Raw genomic sequence first — 20,089 nt, forward strand, 5'->3', positions numbered from 1 at the left:
ATCGCGCCGGCACACCCCGTCCGCACGAAGGACAACCGCGACGGGCAGGTCTCCTGGCTCGCGGGTCGTCGCCCTGCCCGGCCTTCCCGGATCGGGATGATCCAGTGGCGCGCGGAGGAGCAGGGCTCGCCGGTCACAGTTGCGGGGGCAGCCCCGGCTGGCGAGCCTCAGGCTCGCTTCCGGGTTCCCTTTTCATCCCATCTCTGGGAACCTGTCGCATCGGCGCCCCTAGAACCCCGCGGAGACGAAGGCAAGATGATCGCAGCCAAGACGCTGTTCCTGGGCGGTGCCCGCTCGGGCAAGAGCCGGCTGGCGCAGGCCGCCGCCGAGCGCTGCGCCGGCCCGCTCCATTATCTCGCCACGGCCGAGGCATGGGACGGCGAGATGACCGACCGCATCGCCCGCCACCGCGCCGACCGCGACGCGCGCTGGACGACCGTCGAATGCCCGCTCGCGCTGCCCGAGGCGATCGGCGGGATCGGGACGGGCGCGATCCTGATCGACTGTCTGACGCTCTGGCTGACCAACGTGATGCTCGGCGACCACGATGTCGCGGCGCGATCGGACGCCCTGCTCGCGGCGCTCGCCGCGACGCCGCTGCCGCTGTTCGTCGTCAGCAATGAGGTCGGCCTCGGCATCGTCCCCGACCATCCGCTCGGCCGCGCCTTCCGCGACGCCGCCGGCCGGCTCAACCAGCAGGTCGCGGCGGCGATGCGCGAGGTCTATTTCGTCGCCGCCGGCATGGTGCTGCCGTTGCAGCCGTTTCCGGGACGGGAGTCCTGACGGCCGCCCCCAATTCCTCCCCGGCACGGGGAGGAATGTACCGAAACGCCCTCACCCCACCAGCAGCCGATATCCCACGCCCAATTCGTTGGCGATCACGCTTCCCGTCGCGCTCGGCTCCTCCAGCTTCAGGCGCAGGTTGCGCACGACGATGCGCAGATATTCGACCCGCGGATCGTCGTCGCCGCCCCAGGCCGCCGCCAGGATGCGCTGGTGCGTCACCACCCGCCCGGGATGGCGCGCGAGCACCGCGAGCACGTCATGCTCCTTGCGCGTCAGGTGGAACGCCTCGCCGCCCCGCCGGACGATCCGCTGGTCGAGGTCGATCTCCAGCCCGTCGCGGCGGATCACGCTCGCCGCCGCCGCGTCGATGCCGCGGTGGCGCAGCGCCGCACGCAGCCGCGCGAGCAATTCCTCGCCGTCGAACGGCTTGGTGACGTAATCCTCCGCGCCGAGATCGAGCGCCGCCACTTTCTGGTCGGTCGCGTCGCGCGCCGAGACGACGAGGATCACCGCATCGCCCGCCCGGCGGATCAGCGGCACCAGTTCCAGCCCGTCGCGATCGGGCAGGCCGAGGTCGAGCAGCACCGCGTCGGGCGTCTCGGCGGCGACCGCCGCGAGCGCCTCGCGGCCGTTGATCGCTTCGACCACCGCATAGCCGGCGCGTTCCAGCGTGTTGCGCAACAGCCGGCGGATCGGCTGTTCGTCGTCCACCACCAATATCTTGGCCGCCATCAGTCGCGTTCCTCCGCCATGTCGCGCACGATCAACGCCGCCGGAAAGGACAGGCCGAAGCGCGCGCCCGCCCGGTCCTGCCGGTTCGCCGCCTCGACGCCGATGCCCATCGCCGCGGCGAACGCCTTGACGATCGCCAGCCCCAGCCCGGTGCCGCCAATCGCGCGATCCGAACCGGCGAAGCGGCGGAAGGTGTCGAACACCTCCGCCTCGCGCCCCGGCGGCAGGCCCGGCCCCTCGTCCTCGACCGACAGCAGGATGACGCCGTAGCGATGGCGCGCCTCGACGCGGATCGGCGTGCCGGGATCGGCATAGCGGCCGGCATTGTCGAGCAGGTTGAGCAGGCAATGGTGGAGCAATTGCTGGTCGGCGCGGACCAGCGGCAGGTCGGGCGGCACGTCGAGCTGCACCGTATGCCCCTCCAGCGCGCGGCGGGCGTCATGCGCCGCGCCGGCGACTGCATCGGCGAGGTCGACCGCCTCCATGCGCAGCGTCAGCGCCCCCGCCTCGACCCGCGCCATGTCGAGCAGATTGGCAACGAAGCGATGCAGCCGCGCCGCCTCGCCCTCGATCGTCGCGATCAATTCCGGCGTGGCGCCATGATGCAGCTCGGCGGCCGCGGCGATCACCGCGGTCAGCGGCGTGCGCAGATCGTGGCTGACCGACGACAGCAGCGCGGTGCGCAGCCGCTCGCGCTCGCGCATCGCGCCGAGGTCGCGCGTCTCGATCTCCAGCCGCAGTCGTTCGAGCGCCAGCGTCGCCTGTTCGATCAGGTTCATGAACAGCGGGATCTGGTCGGGGCGCAGCGGATCGCCGCCCGCCTCGTTGGCGAGGCCGAGCACGCCGAGCGTCCGCTCGCCGGTCACCAGCGGCTGGAAGAACCATTGCGACGCGGCGAGCGTCGCCGAGCCGCGCCCCGCCGGCGCGCCGCCGTCATAGGCCCATTGCGCCGCCGCCATCTCCATCGTCTCCAGCCGATAGTCGCTGCCGTTCGCCGCCTGCACCGCCAGCCCCGCCCCCTCGGCAACCAGCATCACCGTACGCAGCCCGAACAATTGCCCGACCTCCTCGCAGATCGCCTGCGCCACCGCGACGGGATCGTTCAGCCGGGTGAGCTGGCGCAGGAAGCCGGCGAGCGCCGCATTGGTCCGCGCGCTCGCCGCGGCGATGTCCGCCTGCGCCCGCACCCGCGCCGTCAGGTGGCTGGTCGCGATCGCGATGCCGAGCAGCACCAGCACCGACACGACGTTTTCGGGATTGCTGATCGTCAGCGTGCCGGTCGGCGGCAGGAAGAAGAAATTATAGGCGATGCTCGACGCGAGCCCGGCGAACAGCCCGGTCCACAGCCCGAACAGGCTCGCCGCCATCATCACCGGCAGCAGGTAGAGCAAGGCGACGTTGCCGAGGTCGAGGATGTGGAACAGCGCGCTGGCGATCCCGGTCACCGCCGCGACCATCGCCCCGGTCCAGGCATAGCCGCTGCGGCTGCCCCATCGGTCGGGCGGCGCCCGGCGCGGACCGCGCGCCCCGGCGGCCATCGGCAGCACGTGGATCGCGATATCGGGCGCCTCGCGAACCAGCCGGTCGACGATCGAGCCGTGGCGCAGCTCGAACCAGCGCGATCGCGACGATTTGCCGACGATGAGCTGGGTCGCGCGCGCCTCGCCGACATAGGCCTTGAGCCCGGCGAGTACGGTCTGCGCCGGCACCGCCGCCGCCGCCCCGCCGAGCTGCGTCGCCAGGTTCATCGCCCTGGCGACCTGACGGTGCTCCGCCGCGCCGAACCCCTGCGTGCGCGGCGTCTCGATGAACACCGCGGTCCACGGCGCATGCAGCGCATCGGCGAGCCGCTTGGCGGCGCGGACCAGCGATTCCACCCCCGCCGCCTCGCTGACCGCGACGACGACGCGCTCGCCGCCCGCCCAGGTGCCGCCGACGCCAAGCGCGCGGACATGGTCGAGCATCTGTGCATCGACCGCCTGCGCGGCGCGGCGCAGCGCCAGCTCGCGCAACGCCGACAGATTGGTTTTGGAGAAGAAATGCGCGAGCGCCCGCGTCGCCTCCTGCGGCAGATAGACCTTGCCCGCCTTCAGTCGCTCGATCAACTCGTCGGGCGGGATATCGACGACCTCGATCTCCGCCAGTTCGAGGATGCGGTCGGGCACCGTCTCGCGCACCCGGACGCGGGTGAAGCCGGCGACGACGTCGTTGAGGCTCTCGACGTGCTGGATATTGACCGTGGAATAGACGTCGATCCCCGCCGCGAGCAGCTCTTCGACGTCCTGATAGCGTTTGGCGTGGCGGCTGCCCGGCGCGTTGCTGTGCGCGAGTTCGTCGACTAGCACCAGCCGCGGCGCCCGCGCCAGGATCGCGTCGAGGTCCATCTCGGCGAGGCCATGACCCTCGTGCACCACCGTCCGCCGCGGCACGATCGTATAGCCGCGGGTCAGCGCCTCGGTCTCGCTGCGCCCGTGCGTCTCGACCACGCCGATGACGACGTCGACGCCCTCGCGCGCCTGCGCCGCGCCCTCGGACAGCATCTCGTAGGTCTTGCCGACGCCGGGCGCGGCGCCGAGGAAGATCTTCAGCCGCCCGCGCCCCTCCTGCGCGGCATGGCGCAGCAGGGCGTCGGGATCGGGGCGGGCGGCGGCGTCGTTCACCGGCCCGCGTCGAGCGCCCGGTTGAGCGCGAGCACGTTGACGTGCGGATCGCCGAAGGGCGAATCCTCCACCTGCCGCTGGACGAGTGCGCGCACCGTCCCGACCGGCAGGCCGCGAACGCGCGCGACCCGCGCCGCCTGCACCAGCGCCGCGGCGGGCGACAGATCGGGGTCGAGCCCCGAACCGCTCGCGGTGACCAGATCGGCGGGCAGCGGCCCGGTCGCGCCCTCGCCGCGGCGCTTCGCCACGTCGGGCGCAACGCGCGCGACCAGCGCCTTGCTGGCGGGGCCGAGGTTGGAGCCCGACGAGGCGAGCCCGTCATAGCCCTTGCCGGCGGCCGAGGGCCGCGTCTGGAAATAGCGGTCGCTGACGAACGCCTGCCCGACCACGGTCGAGCCGATCACCCTGCCACCCGCGGTGACGAGGCTGCCATTGGCCTGAACGGGGAAAAGCGTCTGTCCGATACCGGTCATCGCAAGGGGATAGCCGATCCCGAGCAAGGCTGCGAACAGGATCGTCAGCACGAGCGCGGGACGTAGCGCGGAAGTGAAATCGGAAGTCATCGTCGGTCCTTTCGCCCCTCCCGCCCGCGGGAGGGGCAGATGTTGCGTGTTACGCCAGTCCCAGGCCGCCCACGGCGAGGTCGATCAGCTTGATCCCCGCGAAGGGGGCGAGCAGCCCGCCGAGCCCGTAGACCGCGAGGTTGCGCGCGAGCAGCGGCCCCGCCGCCATCGGTTTGTACGCCACGCCCTTCAGCGCCAGCGGCACGAGTAGCGGGATGATCAGCGCATTGAAGATGATCGCGCTGAGGATCGCCGATTGCGGCGTCGCCAGCCCCATGACGTTGAGCACGCCGAGCCCGGGATAGAGCGCGACGAACATCGCCGGGATGATCGCGAAATATTTGGCGACGTCGTTGGCGACCGAGAAGGTGGTCAGCGCGCCGCGCGTCATCAGCAATTGCTTGCCGAGCCCGACCACCTCGATCAGCTTGGTCGGATCGCTGTCGAGATCGACCATGTTGCCCGCCTCGCGCGCCGCCTGCGTGCCGGTGTTCATCGCGACGCCGACATCGGCCTGCGCCAGGGCGGGCGCGTCGTTGGTGCCGTCGCCGCACATCGCGACCAATTTGCCGCCCTGCTGCTCCTTGCGGATCAGCGCCAATTTGTCCTCGGGCGTGGCCTGGGCGAGGAAGTCGTCCACCCCCGCCTCGGCGGCGATTGCCGCGGCGGTGAGCGGATTGTCGCCGGTGATCATCACGGTGCGGATGCCCATCGTGCGCAGCTCGCCGAAACGTTCGCGAATCCCCGCCTTGACCACGTCCTTGAGGAAGATCGCGCCGAGCAGCCGCCCGTCCATCGCGACCGCGAGCGGCGTGCCGCCGGCGCGCGCGATCTCGTCGGTGGCGCGGCGCAGCTCGGTCGCCGCCGCGGTCTCGCCCGCGCCCGCATTGGCGCGCAGGATCGAATCGACCGCCCCCTTCTGGATCAGGGTCGCGCCGATCTGCACGCCCGAGATACGCGTCTGCGCGGTGAACGCGATCACCTCGGCATCGTCGGGCAGCCGCGTGGTGGCGACTTGGAAACGTTCGCGCGCCAGCGTGACGATCGAGCGGCCCTCCGGCGTCTCGTCGGCGAGGCTGGCGAGCAGCGCCGCCTCGGCGAGCTCGCTCGGGCTGACCCCGGCGACCGCGCGGAACTCGCTTGCCTGACGGTCGCCGATCGTGATCGTGCCGGTCTTGTCGAGCAGCAGCACGTCGACGTCGCCCGCCGCCTCCACCGCGCGGCCCGACTTGGCGAGCACGTTGAAGCGCACCAGCCGGTCCATGCCCGCGATGCCGATCGCCGACAGCAATGCGGCGATCGTCGTCGGGATCAGCGTGATCAGCAACGCGGCGAGGATCGACACCGGGATCGACCCGCCGGCATAAGCGGCGAAGCCCGGCACCGTGCCGACCGCGATCAGGAAGATGATCGTCAGCCCGACGAGCAGGATGGTCAGCGCGATCTCGTTCGGCGTCTTCTGCCGCTCGGCGCCCTCGACGAGCGCGATCATCCGGTCGAGGAAACCCTGTCCCGGATTGACCGTCACCCGCACGCGGATGCTGTCGGAGATGACGCGCGTGCCCGCGGTCACCGCCGAACGGTCGCCGCCCGCCTCGCGGATCACCGGCGCGCTCTCGCCGGTGATCGCCGCCTCGTTGACCGAGGCGACGCCGGCGATGACCTCGCCGTCGCTGGGGATCAGGTCGCCGGTCTCGACCAGCACCACGTCGCCGATCGACAGCCGGCTGGCGGGCACCCATTCCCACGCATCGGCGACGCCGATCAGCTGCTTGGCGCGCAGCTCCGCCTTGGCGTCGCGCAGGCTGGCCGCCTGCGCCTTGCCGCGGCCTTCCGCCAGCGCCTCGGCGAAGGTGCCGAACAGCACCGTCAGCCACAACCAGACGACGAGTTGCAGCTTGAAGCCGATGGTCAGCCCGTCGCTGCCGACTGCGAGCAAGGCGGTGAGCAGCAGCGCGACGACGGCGGTGACGAACATCACCGGGTTGCGGACGAGCTGGCGCGGATCGAGCTTGCGGAACGCATCGCCGATCGCCGGCAGGATCAGGTCGGCGGTAAACAGGGATTTGGTTTGTGCGCGTGCCATGTGCGGCGCCTTTTAGGAGAGTTGGCCGTGGATCATGGCGAGATGATCCGCGATGGGACCGAGCGCGAGGCCCGGCAGGAAGGTGAGCCCGCCCAGGATCAGCACGATGCCGACGAGCAGGCCGACCCACAGGCCGCCGGTGGTCGGAAACGATCCGGCGCTTTCCGGCGTGTGCTTCTTGGCGGCGAGGCTACCGGCGATGGCGAGCATCGGCACGATGATGAAGAACCGCCCCACCCACATCGCCAGCCCGAGCAGCCCGTTGTAATAGGGCGTGTTCGCGCTCAATCCGGCGAAGGCCGAACCGTTGTTGCCGACCGCGCTGGTGAAGGCGTAGAGGATCTCGCCGAAGCCGTGCGGCCCCTTGTTGAGCGGCCCCGCCAGCCCCGGCGCCACCACCGACGACAAGGCGGTGAGGCCGAGGATCATCAGCGGCAGCACCGCGATTGCCAGCACCGCGAGCTTGACCTCGCGGCTCTCGATCTTCTTGCCGACATATTCGGGGGTGCGCCCGACCATCAGCCCGGCGACGAACACCGCGAGGATCGCGAACAGCAGGAAGCCGTAGATACCGGCGCCGACGCCGCCGATCACGACCTCGCCCAATTGGATGTTGAACAGCGGCACCAGCCCGCCCAATGCGGTGAAGCTGTCGTGCATGCTGTTGACCGCGCCGCACGAGGCGGCGGTGGTGACGACCGCGAACAGCGACGAGGCGGCGACCCCGAAGCGCACCTCCTTGCCCTCCATATTGCCGCCGCCGACGCCGAGGTGGTGGAGCACGGGATTGCCCGCCGCTTCCTGCCAATAGGTGACGGTGACGCCGGCGAGGAACAGGATCACCATCGCCGACAGGATCGCCCAGCCCTGCCGCGTGTTGCCGACCGCCTTGCCGAACGTCCAGGTCAGGCCGAAACCGATCAGAAAGATCGACAGCATCTGCACCATGTTGGTCAGCGCGGTCGGGTTCTCGAACGGATGCGCGCTATTGGCGTTGAAGAAGCCGCCGCCGTTGGTGCCGAGCATCTTGATCGCCTCCTGGCTGGCGACCGGGCCGAGCAGCAGCGACTGTTTCGCCCCCTCCAGCGTGGTGACGTCGACGACGCCGGCGAGCGCCTGCGGCACGCCGCTGGCGATCAGGAACACGGTGTAGACGACGCAGAGCGGCAGCAGCAGGTAGAGCGTAACGCGCGTGCAATCCGCCCAGAAATTGCCGATCGCCTTCGCCTCGCGGCGCGCGAAGCCGCGAAACAATGCGAAGGCGAGCGCGATGCCGGTCGCCGCCGACAGGAAATTGTGGATGGTCAGCCCGAGCATCTGGCTGAGGTTCGACATCGTCGATTCGCCGCCATAGCTCTGCCAGTTGGTATTGGTGGTGAAGCTGACCGCGGTGTTGAACGCGAGGTCGGGCGACAGACCGGCGAGCCCCTGCGGATTGCCGGGCAGCACGCCCTGCAAGCGCAGCACCGCATAGGTGAAGGCCATCAGCGCGACGTTGAAGATCAGCATATGGACGGCGTAGCGGCGCCAGCCCTGTTCGGCGGTCGGGTCGATGCCGGCGAGCCTGTAGAAGCCGGTCTCGACTGGGCCGAGCAGCGCGTGGAGCGGCGTGCGCCGCCCCTCGTACAGGGCGAACAGCCACATACCGACGGGCTTGGTCAGCGCCAGCAGGATGCCGACGAATGCGAGGATCAGGGTCCATCCCTGCAAAGTCATGGGAATGCGCTCCTTTCTAGAAGCGTTCGGGGCGGATGAGCACCGCCACGAGATAGATGAGCAGGCCCAGCGCGGTCAGCGCCGCCAGCCACAGGTCGAGCGTCATGGCGTGCGTCTCCGGTCAGGCGTTGTCGCAAAGCCGGGCGTAGGCGAGCGTCGCCGCCACCAGCCCGATCATAATCGCGATCCACAGTAAATCGTGCATGGCGGTGTCCTCAGAAAGCGGCGGTGAGGCCGACGACGATCGCGCCGTCGGCGATGCTGCCGCGGCCGTCCTGGCCGCGGCTGAAGCTCGGTTGGAGGTAGACGGAGTCGCGGCCGCTGATGTCGGTGTCGACGTAGCTCACGCCGAGCGTCAGGCTGCGCCAATGCGCGTCGGCGCCGAGCGACCAATCCCAATAATCGCCGGTCGGCGTCACGCTCGTCGCGTTCGGCCCCAGCCCGTCATTGCCCCAGCCATGGCCGACATGCGCACGCGCGGTCAGCGGCGTGCCGGCGATTGCCAGCGCGCCGTCGCCGGCGAGGTAGAGATTGTCCTTCTTGTCGCCGCGGTCGGTATAGACGCCCGCCGCCGCCTCGGCACCGGTGCGATACCAGCGGCCCAGCGCCTGCTGCTTGGGCGCATAAGCGACACTGGCGGTCAGCGTCGCCGGGCCGGCGGTGCCGGTCAGCTTTGCATAGGGTTCGGCGAAGTCGGTCTTGTCGGCGCCGCCGGGGTACATGTACCAGGTCAGCCCGACGTCGAGCGTTGCATTGGGCGCCAGCGCGTGCTTGTACCCGCCGATCAGATCCAGCTCCATGTTCGCGCCGCCGAACGTACCCCAGCCGGCGAGGTTCGACGCCCAGGTGCCGACATACAGCCCACTGTCATGCGCGATGGTCAGGCCGCCCTGCACCGCCATGTCCTTGTCGGACTGCGACACGCCGCGGAACCGATAGTCGGACACCAGCCCGACCGAAGCCGAAACGGTGACCGCCGGCGGCGGTGCGGTGTCGCTCGCGGCGGATTGCGCGAGGGCGGAAGCCGGCAGGCCGCACAGCAGCGCAGCGCCCCATAAACGATAGACGATCATCACGTTACCCTTTTGGTCGCGGCCGGGTCGTCATGATCGACGGCGGGGCGCGTCCCAGGCCGTGCGATTAGGCAGGCCCGGCGTAGCAAAGCGAGATCGCTTTCCGAAAATCGCATAGCATTCGCATATATTTGCGCGTTTTCGTCGGTCCCCGGCAGCGGTTCGGGATGCGCCTGACATCCCCGCCCCTCCCTACGCAGCGGCAACGACCCAAACATGAACTCAAGATGACATCGATGCATCGACCGGCGTCACCGAACAGTCACGGAGAATACTTCCACCGCCGCTAGTGGCGCGGTTCATCACATAACATTCTCAGGGGGACGTTCTTTGTCCGGTTCTTCTCATGCGCGTGCGTACCTGCTGGCTGGCGCGGCACTGCTGGCGCTAACCGGTGCCACTCCGGCCTTCGCACAGGCCCAGTCCGACACCCCGGCAGCACCGGCGGTCGTCGCCGATCCCGATCCCGACACCGGCGGCAGCCAGTTGCAGGACATCGTGGTGACCGCGACCCGGCGCGAGACCAACCTGCAGAAGACGCCGATCTCGATCAGCGTGCTCAACACGCAAGGCTTGCAGGACCGTCACGTCCTCAGCCTGTTCAACCTTGCCGACGGCACCATTCCGTCGCTGCGCATCGCGACGTTCGAAGCGCGCCAGTCGGCGTTGACCATCGGCATCCGCGGCATCGTCCCCTACGACCAGAACCAGACCGCGCGTGACGGCGGCGTCGGCGTCTACATCGACGGCGTGGCACTGGGTAAGACGCAGGGCCTCAACGCCGCGCTGTTCGACATCGAGCGGATCGAAGTGCTGAAGGGCCCGCAGGGCACGCTGTTCGGCCGCAACACCGAAGGCGGCGCGCTGTCGCTCGTGTCCAAGGCGCCGACGGGCGTGTTCGATGGCCGCATCACCGCGGGCGTCGGCAATTACGGCAGCTACAACACCGACGTGCACGTCGACCTGCCGTCCTTCTACAATGTCGCGCTGAAGCTGGACGGCGTCTACCAGCATCAGGACCCGACCGTGAAGGACCCGCTGACGGGCTCGACCGGCTGGAACTATTACGACCGCAAGGGTGGTCGTATCGCGGCGCGCTGGAAGCCGGTCGATGGCCTCACCGCCGACTTCGCCTATGATTATGCGAAGGACGAGAACACGCCGCAGTTCAGCCAGCTGACCAACTACAACCCCAACGGCTATACGGTCGGCGCGTTCAGCGGGACGACGCTGGTCCTGCCGGGCACGACCACCGCGTGCGGCGGCACCATCACCGCTGCGCAAGCCACGGCCGGTCGGCAAGTCTGCATCGCGCCCAAGGCACCGCTGGTCGGCGTCCACCCCGACCGCCAGAAGGTTGCCGACGTCGGCGTGCCGCAGCAGCCCAGCGTTGACATCACGCACGGCTTCTCGTCCAATTTGCGGTATCAGATCGATCCGTCGGTCGAGCTTCGCTCGATCACCGCGTGGCGCGGCGTCAGCACCGACCAGTGGGACAATTCGGGCGGTCCGGAGCGCAGCAGCTTCGCGCCGAGCTCCAATTTCAGCCGCTACAGCCTGTCGTTCCTGCGCCAGCACCAATTCAGCCAGGAATTCCAGGCGGTCGGCAGCGTGCCGCAGTTCGACTACGTCGCCGGCGCCTATTATTATACCGAACACGCGACCGAATATGCCGCGACGCCGCTCAGCAACCTGTGGAACGCGGACGGCACCGCCTACACGATCCGCAGCCCGATCCCGGGCAATGCCAACGCGATCAGCGGCGCCAATTCGGGCTATCAGCAGTACGACCCGTCGTGCAACAACACGCTCGCGACGACCGTGCCGCAATTCGCCAACAGCTGCCAGTTCATCACCCGCGCCAGCCAGGCGAGCGACCACAATTACTCGCTGTTCGGCAATTTGACCTTCACGCCGGCGGCGCTGGGCGACGTGCTGCACATCACCGCGGGCGGCCGCTGGACGAAGGACAAGCGTCACGGCACGCTCTACGTCGTCAACAACCGTGCGGACCTGCGGGTTGCCGGCACTGTGTCGCCGTTCGCCTTCCAGAACAGCATCAGCCGGTTCGACCCGATGCTCAACGTCGCATTCGACGCGACGCGGGACGTCCACCTCTACGCCAAATATGCGACCGGCTTCCGCGCCGGCGGCGCGAACGACCGTTCGCTTGCATTCAACGCCTTCGGTCCGGAAGCGGTCAAGTCGTATGAAATCGGCTCGAAGATGGACTTCTGGAACCACAAGGCGCGTCTGAACCTCGCCGGCTACATCATGAACCGGTCGAACACGCAGTTCGATTTCGACTATTACGACACCAACGGGTCCAGCCCGACCAACGGCAGCCACATCGAACAGACGATCAACGCCGGCAAGAGCAAGATCCGCGGGATCGAGGCCGATCTGACCGTGGCGCCGGTACAGGGCCTGACGCTGACGGGTTCCTACGCCTACACCTATTGGAAGGCGCCATCGGCGGTGAACCCGCTGACCCCGGGTGCGCCGGCGCAGCAGCTCTACATCGTCTACACGCCGCGCAACGCCGCGTCGGGGGCGATCGACTATAACGTGCCCATCGGCAACGGCGATGCCACCGTCCGCTTCCACCTCGACGGCAATTACGCGAGCAGCCAGTACAGCTTCCAGCTCGAGCCGACCAAGACCGAGGCCAGCTTCATCATGAACGGCCGCCTCGCGCTCGCCGACATCGCGGTATCGGACCACAACAAGGTCACGTTCGCCTTCTGGGTGCGCAACCTGCTCGACACGACCTACGTCTATCGTCGCTCGGCGGCCAATTCGTCGCCGGTGTACAATTACGGTGCCAACGGCCAGCTCGTCTCGACCAGCTACGGCGGCATCCTGGGCGATTACGCAAACTTCAATCCGCCCCGCACCTGGGGCTTGGAAGCGACGGCACGGTTCTAATCGTCCGCATCGCACGGAAAGGCGAGCCCGAGCACCAGCCCGGGCTCGCCATCCTCCAGATACAGGTCGCCGCCGTGCAGCCGCATGATCGCGGCGATCAGCGGCAATCCCAGACCATGACCGGGGCGATTGCGGCTCGCCTCCAGCCGGCCGAAGCGGCGCAGCGCCAGCGCGCGCTGGTCCGCCGCTATGCCCGGCCCGTCATCGCCGATCGTCACCATGGCACGATCGCCCTCGATCGCCGCGCCAAGCGTGATCCGTGTCCCCGCCGGCGTATGCCGCAGCGCATTCTCGACGCCGTTGAGCAGCGCCTGTTCGATCAGCCGCGGGTCGCCGGTGATCGGCACCGGACCGCCCACTGCGACTACCAGATCACGGCCGCCGTCCTCCGCAACCGGTGCCATCGCCTCGCCGATCTCCGCGACCAATGCGGCTAGATCGACGCGGGTGAAGCCCGCGGTGCGTCGCCCGCTTTCGATCTCGGCGATGCGCAGCATCGCGCCGACCATCCCCAGGATCGCATCGCATTCGCCGATCGCTTGTTCGACATCGTCGCGCATCCGATCGTCCGCCCGCGTCGCGATCGTCGCCAGCCGGCTGCGCAACCGGGCGAGCGGCGTGCGCAGATCGTGCGCGACGTCGTTCGAGACGTTGCGCAACCCCTCCATCAACTCGGCGATCCGGTCGAGCATGCGGTTGAAGGCATGCGCCTGGCGGTCGAATTCGTCGGCCGATCCGGTTACCGCCACCCGCCGCTGCATATCGCCGGCGATGATCGCCTCCACCGTCAGCCGCGTCTCGGCGAAGCGCCGCGCGATCGTCTGCCCGAACGCGATGAGCCCGCCAAGCACGATCACCACGATCAGCGCATAGCCGAGCAGATAGATATACTGGCGCGCGCCGCGATAGCCGTCGAACGGCTCGGTCTCCGCGATCGTGGTCAGCGTCAGCCCGTCGCCGACCGGCCGGGTGAACGCCCGCCCCGCCGACAACCCCTGGATACGGTCGCGCCGCCGCACGTCGGCATAGCCCGGCGCGAACCGCCGAGCCAGCGTGACGTTGCCGCCGAGCCGCCCGCCGGCGGCGTCGGTGAGCTGGAAGCCGATGTCGCCGGTATCGCGTCGCCGCGCGAGCGCGGCGATCCGCGCCAGCAGCAGCGGTGCCGTGGCACGGCGGCCGTCGGCGGCGACCAGCGCGCTGACGTTCTCGATCCGCCGGTCGACCAGCCGATCGATCGTTCCCAGCGTCAGCCGATAGGTCGCTAAACCGGTGCCCGCCGTCGCGACGAGGAACGCCGTCACGAAGCCGACGGTCAGCGCGCGCAGGCTGGGCTTCATCCGCGCATCATATAGCCGATGCCGCGCAACGTCTGGATCGGATCGTCGCCGCCGCCCTCGGTCAGCTTGCGGCGCAATCGGCGGATATGGACGTCGACGATGTTGGTGTCGGGGATGAAGTCATAGCCCCACACCCGCTCGATCAGCATCGCCCGGGTCAGCACCGCATCGACGTTGCGGACCAGCTCGACGAGCAGCTTGAGCTCCAGCTTGGCAAGGTCGATCGGCCTGCCGCCCCGCCACGCGCGGAAGGTGGTCGGGCTGACGACGATGTCGCCGGCCTGCAGCGTGTCGGCGCTCGACGTCGTCCAGCCGCGCCCGCGCAGGATCGCGGTCAGCCGCGCATGCAGCTCCATTGCCGCGACCGGCTTGACGACGTAATCGTCCGCCCCCGCCTCCAGCCCCTCGACCTTGTCGTGCGAAGCGGACAGCGCGGTCAGCATGATCACCGGCAGCGTCATCCCCCCCGCCCGCAACGTCTGGAGCACCGACATGCCGTCGAGCCGCGGCATCATCCGGTCAAGGATCACCGCATCGAACGCCGCCTCGTTCATCACGGTCAGTGCCTGCCGGCCGTCGCTCGCGATCGCGATCGCGTGACCGATCGCGCGGAGTTCGTTGGCTAGCGCCTGGGCATACAGGGTATCGTCCTCGACGAGGAGAAGATTGAGAGTCATCGCGGCGGATAAACGCGGCCTGGGCGGCGCGGCGTCAAGTGTTTTCATCGCCGGATCGGGCACCGTGCGGAATGCGAACGATCTGGATTCGGGCGGCGCGCGGCGATAAGACGAGGAAAGGGGCCGGAAGAGGGAGGCGGACGATCGACGACCTGCCGTTTCCCGCCCGCGATCTTCCCGGCGAATGGACGTTCCTCGACGCTGCCCGGCATGCGGTCGTGATCACCGGCCCGGCGATCGATCCGCCCGGCCCGGTCATCCGCTACGTCAATCCGGCGATGCAGGAGCTGACCGGCTATACCCGCGACGAGCTGGTCGGCGCGACGCCGCGCCTGCTGCAAGGTCCCGGCACCGACCGGTCGATGCTGGCGCGGATGCGCGATGCGTTGGCCGCGGGCGAGGGCTTCCACGGCGAGGGGATCAATTACCGCAAGGACGGCAGCGCCTATCTGGTCGACTGGACGATCGACCCGGTGCGCGATACCGATGGCGCGATCACCGCCTGGCTGTCGATCCAGCGCGATATCACCGTGCGGCGTGAGGATGCGATGCGCGCCGGGGAACGCGAGGCGCGGCTGGGTGCGATCTTCGCCGATGCCTCGGTCGGCCTGTCGGTCATCGATGCGCAGGGGCGGTTCCTGCGCGTCAATCAGGAGCTGTGCCGGATCCTCGGGCGCAGCGAGGACGTCCTGCTGCGCAGCACCGTCGCCGACGTCACCTTCGCCGACGACTTTCCGGCGTCGGTACGCGCGCTCACCAAGGCGGTGGACGAACGCCAGCCGGCGGTGCTCGACAAGCGCTACCGGCGGCCCGACGGGTCGCTGGTCTGGGCGAACAGCACGGTCACGCCGATGGCGGACGTGCGCGGCCAGCCCGGGCACCTGCTCGTCGTCACCGTCGATCTGACCGCGCGGATGGAGATCGAGCGGGCGTTGCAGGAAAGCGAGACCCGCTTCCGTCAGTTCGGGGATGCGTCGTCGAATGCCTTGTGGGTGCGCGAGGCCACCGGGCTGCGGCTGGAATATGCCAATCCGGCGTTCGAGGGGCTCTATGGATTGCGCGCGGACGCGGTGGACGTGGCGCAATGGGCGGAGTTGATCGTCGCCGAGGATCGCGCGCCCGCGGTCGCGGCGATCCGCAGCGCCTGCGCGGGCGAGCATCGGACCAGCACGTTCCGCATCCGCCGCCCGTCGGACGGCGAGACGCGCTGGGTGCACGACACCGTCTTCGCGCTGCGCAACGGCGGCGCGGTCGAGCGGATCGGCGGGATCAGCGTCGACGTGACCGATGTCGTCGCCAATGCGGAGCGGCTGGAGGTGCTGGTCGCCGAATTGCAGCACCGTACCCGCAACCTCATCAACCTGGTCCGCTCGATCGCCGACCGGACGGTGCGGTCGAGCAGCGACCTCGCCGGCTTTCGCAGCCGCTTCGTCGACCGGCTGGAGGCGCTCGCCCGCGTCCAGGGGCTGTTGTCCCGCTTGCAGGATGTCGATCGCGTCAGCTTCGACGAGCTGGTGCGCAGCGAGATGTCGGCGATGGCGGGGGTGTCGGAGCGGATCGTGCTGGACGGGCCGCAGGGCATCCGGCTGCGCTCGTCGGCGGTGCAGATGCTGGCGATGGCGCTGCACGAACTGGCGACCAATGCGGTCAAATATGGCGCGCTCGGCCAGCCGCAGGCGCGGCTGACGGTGCGCTGGTGGCTGATGCCCGCCGCCGACGGGGCGTCGCCGCGCCTGTGCATCGACTGGCGCGAATCGCAGGTGGTGATGCCGCAGGACGGCGCGCCGCACGGCACCGGCCAGGGGCGCGAGCTGATCGAGCGCGCCCTCCCCTATCAGCTCGATGCCAGGACGCATCTGTCGCTCGAGCCCGATGGCCTGCATTGCACGATCGACCTGCCGGTGTCGGAGACCAACGGCGGCGGGTAATCTTCACAATCTTCTCGCACAGGCGCCTATACAGCGCCAAGCAACCCAAGGACTTACCGGATTCCGCTGGCCATCCCCGCGGCAGCGGCATATCGTGAGAATGCTTCGCAATAGCTGCACGAAGGTCGCAACCATGCCATCGGGGACGTCTGCCATGTCGAACGGACCGACTTCCAGTCCGCCGCGCCACCCGTATTACCGTTCCGGAGACTTTGCCATGACGCTCGCCCCCACCGCCGCCGCCGCGGCCGCCGCAGCGCCGGCGGCATCGCCGAGCCGCGCGAAGCGGCTGAAGGCGCTGACCCACGCGACGCACGAGCGGCTCGACACCACGGTCTCGACCGCATCTTCCTTCGCCTCGCGCGACGGGTACGTGCGGTTCGCCCGCATGCAGTTCCTGTTCCACCGCGACATCGACGCGCTCTATGCCGACGCCGATCTGCAGACGCTGTTTCCGGACCTCGCCGCACGGCGGCAATTGCCGTTGTTGCAGCAGGATCTCGCCGACCTCGCCGTCGCGGTGCCGCAGCCCGACGCCGCGCCGGCGTTCGCGCCGGGCACGCCGATCGACCTGCCGGGCGCGCTCGGCTGGCTGTATGTCGCGGAGGGGTCGCGGATGGGCGCGACGTTGCTGCGCAAGGATGCCGCCAAGCTCGGCCTGTCCGACGATTTCGGCGCGCGCCACCTCGCGCCCGCGCCCGAGGGGCCGGCGGCCTATTGGCGCATCTTCACCGCCGCGCTCGACGGGATCGCGCTGGACGCCGCGGCGGAGGACCGGGTGATCGCCGGCGCCGAGGCCGCTTTCGCGCGGGTGCAGGCCTATGCCGACGACACCCTCCGCTGACGCCGCGCCGCCGGTGCCCGGGCTGATCGCGCGCAGCCGCGTCAGCCGGGCCTTGTGGATGACGCTCGGCTGGATGCTGGTCGGCGTCGGCTTCGTCGGGCTGTTCGTGCCGCTGCTGCCGACCACCGACTTCCTGATCCTCGCCTTGCCCTGTTTCGCGCGCTCGTCGGTGCGGCTGGAACATTGGCTGCTCGATCATCCCCGCGTCGGCCCGCCGCTGCGCGCGTGGCGAACGTAGCGCGCGATCCCGCGCCATGCCAAGATCGCCGCCTGCACCGGCATCACGATCGGCTTCGTCTCCTTCTACGCGCTCGTCCGGCCCGGCGCATTGCCCGCAATCGCCGTCGCCGCGGTGCTGATCGCCTGCGCGGCATGGATCGCCAGCCGGCCGGCACCCGGGGCAGACGGCCCGCATCACACGATAGATTAAGCCAAATTCTCGATTAACCATCCCGGATTCGTGGTAGGTCTTCCGACAGGGAGACAGATATGACGCATCGGGTGGGCATCATCGGCACTGCCATCGTCGCGCTCGCCACGGCCATGCCGGCCGCGGCGCAGGATCAGGACGCGCGCGGCGACGACGGCACGCGGCAGGCGATCCGCTACGACATCAGCGGACCGGTCTCGCCGTCGAGCGGCACCGCGACGGTGTCGGCGAGCAGCGTGCCGCAGGCGATGGAGCGGCTGACCGACGATGGTGCGCGCGCCGACATCTCGCTCGGCTCGATCTATGCCGAGGGCAAGTTCGGTACCGCGTCCAAGACGACGATCTGGAGTTCGGCGCTCGGCGCGCGGCTGCGCATGGGCGACTGGACGCTCTCCGCCTCGCTGCCGTGGATGCGCATCCGCAGCCGCTCGACGATCTTCACCGGGATCGATTCGACGCCGATCCTGGTCGCGCCCGACACCGCCGCGACCAAGCGGACGTTCGACGGCTTCGGCGACCTGACGCTGGGCGCCGCCTATACGATCGTCTCCGCCAATACGCCGCTGGAGGTGCAGCTGTCCGGCCGCGCCAAGATCAACACCGCGACGGAAAGCAGCGGCCTGTCGAGCGGCAAGAACGATTATGCCGGCGGCGTCGACGTCTCCTATCCGATCGGCAAGCTCACGCCGTTCGGATCGTTCAGCTATCGCTTCCTCGGCGACACCGCACGCTACGATCTGCGCGACGGGCCGGCGGCATCGGCCGGCGCCTCCTATGCGCTCGGCACCAACAGCTTCCTGCTCGCCTCCTACCATTATTCGCGCGCGGCGACGCGGCTGGTCGCGGATGCGCACGAGCTGTTCGCCGGCGCCTCGACCCGGCTCGCCGGCACGCCGCTGCGCCTCACCGGCTTCGCCACCGCCGGCCTGTCGCGCGGCGCCCCCGCGGCGTCGGCCGGGCTGTCGCTGTCGCTCGGCCTCCAGAAGCGCAATGCCCGCTGACCTGGACGAGGCCGAGCTGGGCGATGCGGTGACGCGCGTCTATGCGATCGGCGACGTGCACGGCCGCTACGACCTGTTCCGGCGGCTGATGAACATCATCGAGCGCGACCAGGCGAGCCGGCTGGCGGCGCCGACGCGGATGATCCTGCTCGGCGACATCGTCGATCGCGGCCCCGATTCCGCCAAGATGGTGCGGGGCTGCATGAACCTCACCGCCTCGACCGACCGCTTCATGGTGCTCAAGGGCAATCACGAGGAGATGATGGTCGATGCGTTGCGCGGCAGCCTCTACGCCTATCGCCAGTGGCTGAAGTTCGGCGGTCGCGAGACGCTGCTGAGCTGGGGCGTCGACGAAGCGCTGCTGGAAGGGCCGGCGACGATGGACAAGCTGCGCCACGCCGCCGCGATCGTCGGCGAGGAGGCGATCCAATGGCTGGCGCGGCTGCCCCTCTATCATCGCCACGGTGACTATCTGTTCGTCCACGCCGGCATCCGCCCCGGCGTCGCGCTGCGCCGCCAGCGCGCCGAGGACATGCTGTGGATCACCGACGATTTCCTCGATTCCGAGGAATCGCACGGCATGATCGTCGTCCACGGCCACACCATCTCCGAACATCGTCCCGTGGTGCGCAACAACCGGATCGGCATCGATACCGGCGCCTATCGCACCAACCAGCTGACCGCGATCGGCATCGAGGGCGGCGAGCGCTGGATGCTCCACACCACGTTGCTGCCCGAACTGATGCTGACCGAGGACGACGCCACGTCCGAGGACGAACCCATGGTCCGGAACGGCTGATGCCCCCGCCCGGCTTCAACGACAAAAGGCTCGACGCCAATCTCGCCTCGATCCTCGGCCTGCCCGACGCGCCGCCGCCCGCGCCGCCGCCGCCACCAGCCGCGGATGAGACCGGCGCGGTGCCGACGCTGCACCGGGTCAAGACGTCGCGGCGCGCCTCCGCGACGGTCGCCGCGTCGCTCGGCATCGCGCTGGTCGCCGGGGTCGGGCTGTTCGTCGGACGGTCGGTGACGGCCCCGCCCGCGGCGGCGCCGCACCGGGTGATCGACGTGCCCGGCGCACCGGCACCGGCGGCGTCGGCGACGATGACCGCGGCGGCCACCGCGCCCCAGCCGCGTCCGTTCCGCCGCCACCGCCGGCCGTTCGCATCGGCCGCATCGCCCGCCGAGGCGGCGATCGACCTGCCCGGCGCCTCGCCGAGCACGACGCCGAGCACGCCGCTGCTCGCCGAGGCGCTGGCGGAGACGGTGCGCAACAGCGTCGCCCCGACGCCGGCGGCCGAGGCGCCGCCCACCGCTACCGCCGCGGC

16 protein-coding genes, 1 pseudogene and 1 riboswitch are annotated in these 20,089 nt (G+C 69.4%); of the genes and pseudogenes, 8 read left to right on the forward strand and 9 right to left on the reverse strand.

The genetic code is table 11. From position 1 onward, the window contains the following. Positions 1-25 precede the first annotated feature (25 nt). A riboswitch (cobalamin riboswitch) is annotated at positions 26-230 on the reverse strand. A gap of 28 nt (positions 231-258) precedes the next feature. Beyond that, positions 259-783 (forward strand): bifunctional adenosylcobinamide kinase/adenosylcobinamide-phosphate guanylyltransferase, encoded by a 525-nt coding sequence (gene cobU / locus SFC76_RS17440; RefSeq protein WP_322850693.1) that lies wholly within the window; start codon positions 259-261, stop codon positions 781-783. Positions 784-834: 51 nt separating this feature from the next. On the opposite strand, the gene SFC76_RS17445 is transcribed toward cobU, so the two are convergent. The 7 genes from SFC76_RS17445 to SFC76_RS17475 form a co-directional block, all read right to left on the reverse strand. Next, the gene (locus SFC76_RS17445; protein ID WP_322850677.1) at positions 835-1,518 is read right to left on the reverse strand and encodes a response regulator transcription factor; all 684 of its coding nucleotides are present in this window, start codon (positions 1,516-1,518) and stop codon (positions 835-837) included. Further along, positions 1,518-4,178, reverse strand: coding sequence for a sensor histidine kinase KdpD (locus SFC76_RS17450; RefSeq protein WP_322850678.1), 2,661 nt, complete (start codon positions 4,176-4,178; stop codon positions 1,518-1,520). Before SFC76_RS17450 ends, SFC76_RS17445 begins: the two co-directional genes overlap by 1 nt. Next, positions 4,175-4,741 carry a potassium-transporting ATPase subunit KdpC gene (kdpC, locus tag SFC76_RS17455; RefSeq protein WP_322850679.1) on the reverse strand — a complete coding sequence of 189 codons (567 nt, stop codon included), beginning with the start codon at positions 4,739-4,741 and terminating at the stop codon, positions 4,175-4,177. The genes SFC76_RS17450 and kdpC overlap by 4 nt, the downstream gene beginning before the upstream one ends. Before the next feature lie 49 nt (positions 4,742-4,790). Then, on the reverse strand, positions 4,791-6,827 hold the full coding sequence (gene kdpB / locus SFC76_RS17460) for a potassium-transporting ATPase subunit KdpB (RefSeq protein WP_322850680.1): 2,037 nt from the start codon (positions 6,825-6,827) through the stop codon (positions 4,791-4,793). Positions 6,828-6,839: 12 nt separating this feature from the next. Continuing rightward, positions 6,840-8,543 carry a potassium-transporting ATPase subunit KdpA gene (gene kdpA, locus SFC76_RS17465; RefSeq protein ID WP_322850681.1) on the reverse strand — a complete coding sequence of 568 codons (1,704 nt, stop codon included), beginning with the start codon at positions 8,541-8,543 and terminating at the stop codon, positions 6,840-6,842. Between the two features lie 16 nt (positions 8,544-8,559). Next, positions 8,560-8,649, reverse strand: coding sequence for a K(+)-transporting ATPase subunit F (gene kdpF / locus SFC76_RS17470; RefSeq protein ID WP_022685962.1), 90 nt, complete (start codon positions 8,647-8,649; stop codon positions 8,560-8,562). 109 nt (positions 8,650-8,758) lie between these two features. Then, a complete protein-coding gene (locus SFC76_RS17475; protein WP_322850682.1) occupies positions 8,759-9,616 on the reverse strand; it encodes a TorF family putative porin in 858 nt (285 codons plus the stop codon). 330 nt (positions 9,617-9,946) lie between these two features. Here SFC76_RS17475 and SFC76_RS17480 point away from each other — a divergent pair, with 330 nt between their 5' ends. Then, a complete protein-coding gene (locus SFC76_RS17480) occupies positions 9,947-12,544 on the forward strand; it encodes a TonB-dependent receptor (RefSeq protein ID WP_322850683.1) in 2,598 nt (865 codons plus the stop codon). Here SFC76_RS17480 and SFC76_RS17485 read toward each other — a convergent pair. Then, on the reverse strand, positions 12,541-13,881 hold the full coding sequence (locus SFC76_RS17485) for a HAMP domain-containing sensor histidine kinase (RefSeq protein ID WP_322850684.1): 1,341 nt from the start codon (positions 13,879-13,881) through the stop codon (positions 12,541-12,543). The two genes, SFC76_RS17480 and SFC76_RS17485, sit on opposite strands and share 4 nt — an antisense overlap. Beyond that, positions 13,878-14,558 carry a response regulator transcription factor gene (locus tag SFC76_RS17490; protein ID WP_322850685.1) on the reverse strand — a complete coding sequence of 227 codons (681 nt, stop codon included), beginning with the start codon at positions 14,556-14,558 and terminating at the stop codon, positions 13,878-13,880. Before SFC76_RS17490 ends, SFC76_RS17485 begins: the two co-directional genes overlap by 4 nt. A 71-nt stretch (positions 14,559-14,629) precedes the next feature. On the opposite strand from SFC76_RS17490, the gene SFC76_RS17495 reads away from it, so the two are divergent. From SFC76_RS17495 to SFC76_RS17520, 6 genes and pseudogenes are all read left to right on the forward strand, one after another. Further along, positions 14,630-16,486: a PAS domain S-box protein gene (locus tag SFC76_RS17495; RefSeq protein WP_322850686.1), complete on the forward strand. Its 1,857-nt coding sequence runs from the start codon at positions 14,630-14,632 to the stop codon at positions 16,484-16,486. A gap of 217 nt (positions 16,487-16,703) precedes the next feature. Beyond that, a complete protein-coding gene (locus SFC76_RS17500) occupies positions 16,704-17,330 on the forward strand; it encodes a biliverdin-producing heme oxygenase (protein ID WP_322850687.1) in 627 nt (208 codons plus the stop codon). After that, the gene (locus SFC76_RS17505; protein ID WP_322850688.1) at positions 17,308-17,568 is read left to right on the forward strand and encodes a YbaN family protein; all 261 of its coding nucleotides are present in this window, start codon (positions 17,308-17,310) and stop codon (positions 17,566-17,568) included. The genes SFC76_RS17500 and SFC76_RS17505 overlap by 23 nt, the downstream gene beginning before the upstream one ends. A 251-nt stretch (positions 17,569-17,819) precedes the next feature. Beyond that, a complete protein-coding gene (locus SFC76_RS17510) occupies positions 17,820-18,761 on the forward strand; it encodes a hypothetical protein (RefSeq protein WP_322850689.1) in 942 nt (313 codons plus the stop codon). Continuing rightward, positions 18,751-19,560: a metallophosphoesterase family protein gene (locus tag SFC76_RS17515; protein WP_322850690.1), complete on the forward strand. Its 810-nt coding sequence runs from the start codon at positions 18,751-18,753 to the stop codon at positions 19,558-19,560. The genes SFC76_RS17510 and SFC76_RS17515 overlap by 11 nt, the downstream gene beginning before the upstream one ends. After that, positions 19,560-20,089, forward strand: a pseudogene (locus SFC76_RS17520) (hypothetical protein); the annotation flags it as partial. The gene SFC76_RS17515 and the pseudogene SFC76_RS17520, both read left to right, overlap by 1 nt.

Source organism: Sphingomonas sp. CD22 (assembly GCF_034556155.1).
Taxonomy (GTDB): Bacteria; Pseudomonadota; Alphaproteobacteria; order Sphingomonadales; family Sphingomonadaceae; genus Sphingomonas.

Excerpts from the sequence above, each read along its gene's own strand:
- SFC76_RS17445 (WP_322850677.1), bottom strand. The coding sequence starts at position 1,518 with ATGGCGGCCAAGATATTGGTGGTGGACGACGAACAGCCGATCCGCCGG.
- kdpC (WP_322850679.1), bottom strand. The coding sequence starts at position 4,741 with ATGACTTCCGATTTCACTTCCGCGCTACGTCCCGCGCTCGTGCTGACG.
- kdpB (WP_322850680.1), bottom strand. The coding sequence starts at position 6,827 with ATGGCACGCGCACAAACCAAATCCCTGTTTACCGCCGACCTGATCCTG.
- kdpA (WP_322850681.1), bottom strand. The coding sequence starts at position 8,543 with ATGACTTTGCAGGGATGGACCCTGATCCTCGCATTCGTCGGCATCCTG.
- kdpF (WP_022685962.1), bottom strand. The coding sequence starts at position 8,649 with ATGACGCTCGACCTGTGGCTGGCGGCGCTGACCGCGCTGGGCCTGCTC.
- SFC76_RS17475 (WP_322850682.1), bottom strand. The coding sequence starts at position 9,616 with ATGATCGTCTATCGTTTATGGGGCGCTGCGCTGCTGTGCGGCCTGCCG.
- SFC76_RS17485 (WP_322850684.1), bottom strand. The coding sequence starts at position 13,881 with ATGAAGCCCAGCCTGCGCGCGCTGACCGTCGGCTTCGTGACGGCGTTC.
- SFC76_RS17490 (WP_322850685.1), bottom strand. The coding sequence starts at position 14,558 with ATGACTCTCAATCTTCTCCTCGTCGAGGACGATACCCTGTATGCCCAG.
- SFC76_RS17495 (WP_322850686.1), top strand. The coding sequence starts at position 14,630 with ATGCGAACGATCTGGATTCGGGCGGCGCGCGGCGATAAGACGAGGAAA.
- SFC76_RS17500 (WP_322850687.1), top strand. The coding sequence starts at position 16,704 with ATGACGCTCGCCCCCACCGCCGCCGCCGCGGCCGCCGCAGCGCCGGCG.
- SFC76_RS17505 (WP_322850688.1), top strand. The coding sequence starts at position 17,308 with ATGCCGACGACACCCTCCGCTGACGCCGCGCCGCCGGTGCCCGGGCTG.
- SFC76_RS17510 (WP_322850689.1), top strand. The coding sequence starts at position 17,820 with ATGACGCATCGGGTGGGCATCATCGGCACTGCCATCGTCGCGCTCGCC.
- SFC76_RS17515 (WP_322850690.1), top strand. The coding sequence starts at position 18,751 with ATGCCCGCTGACCTGGACGAGGCCGAGCTGGGCGATGCGGTGACGCGC.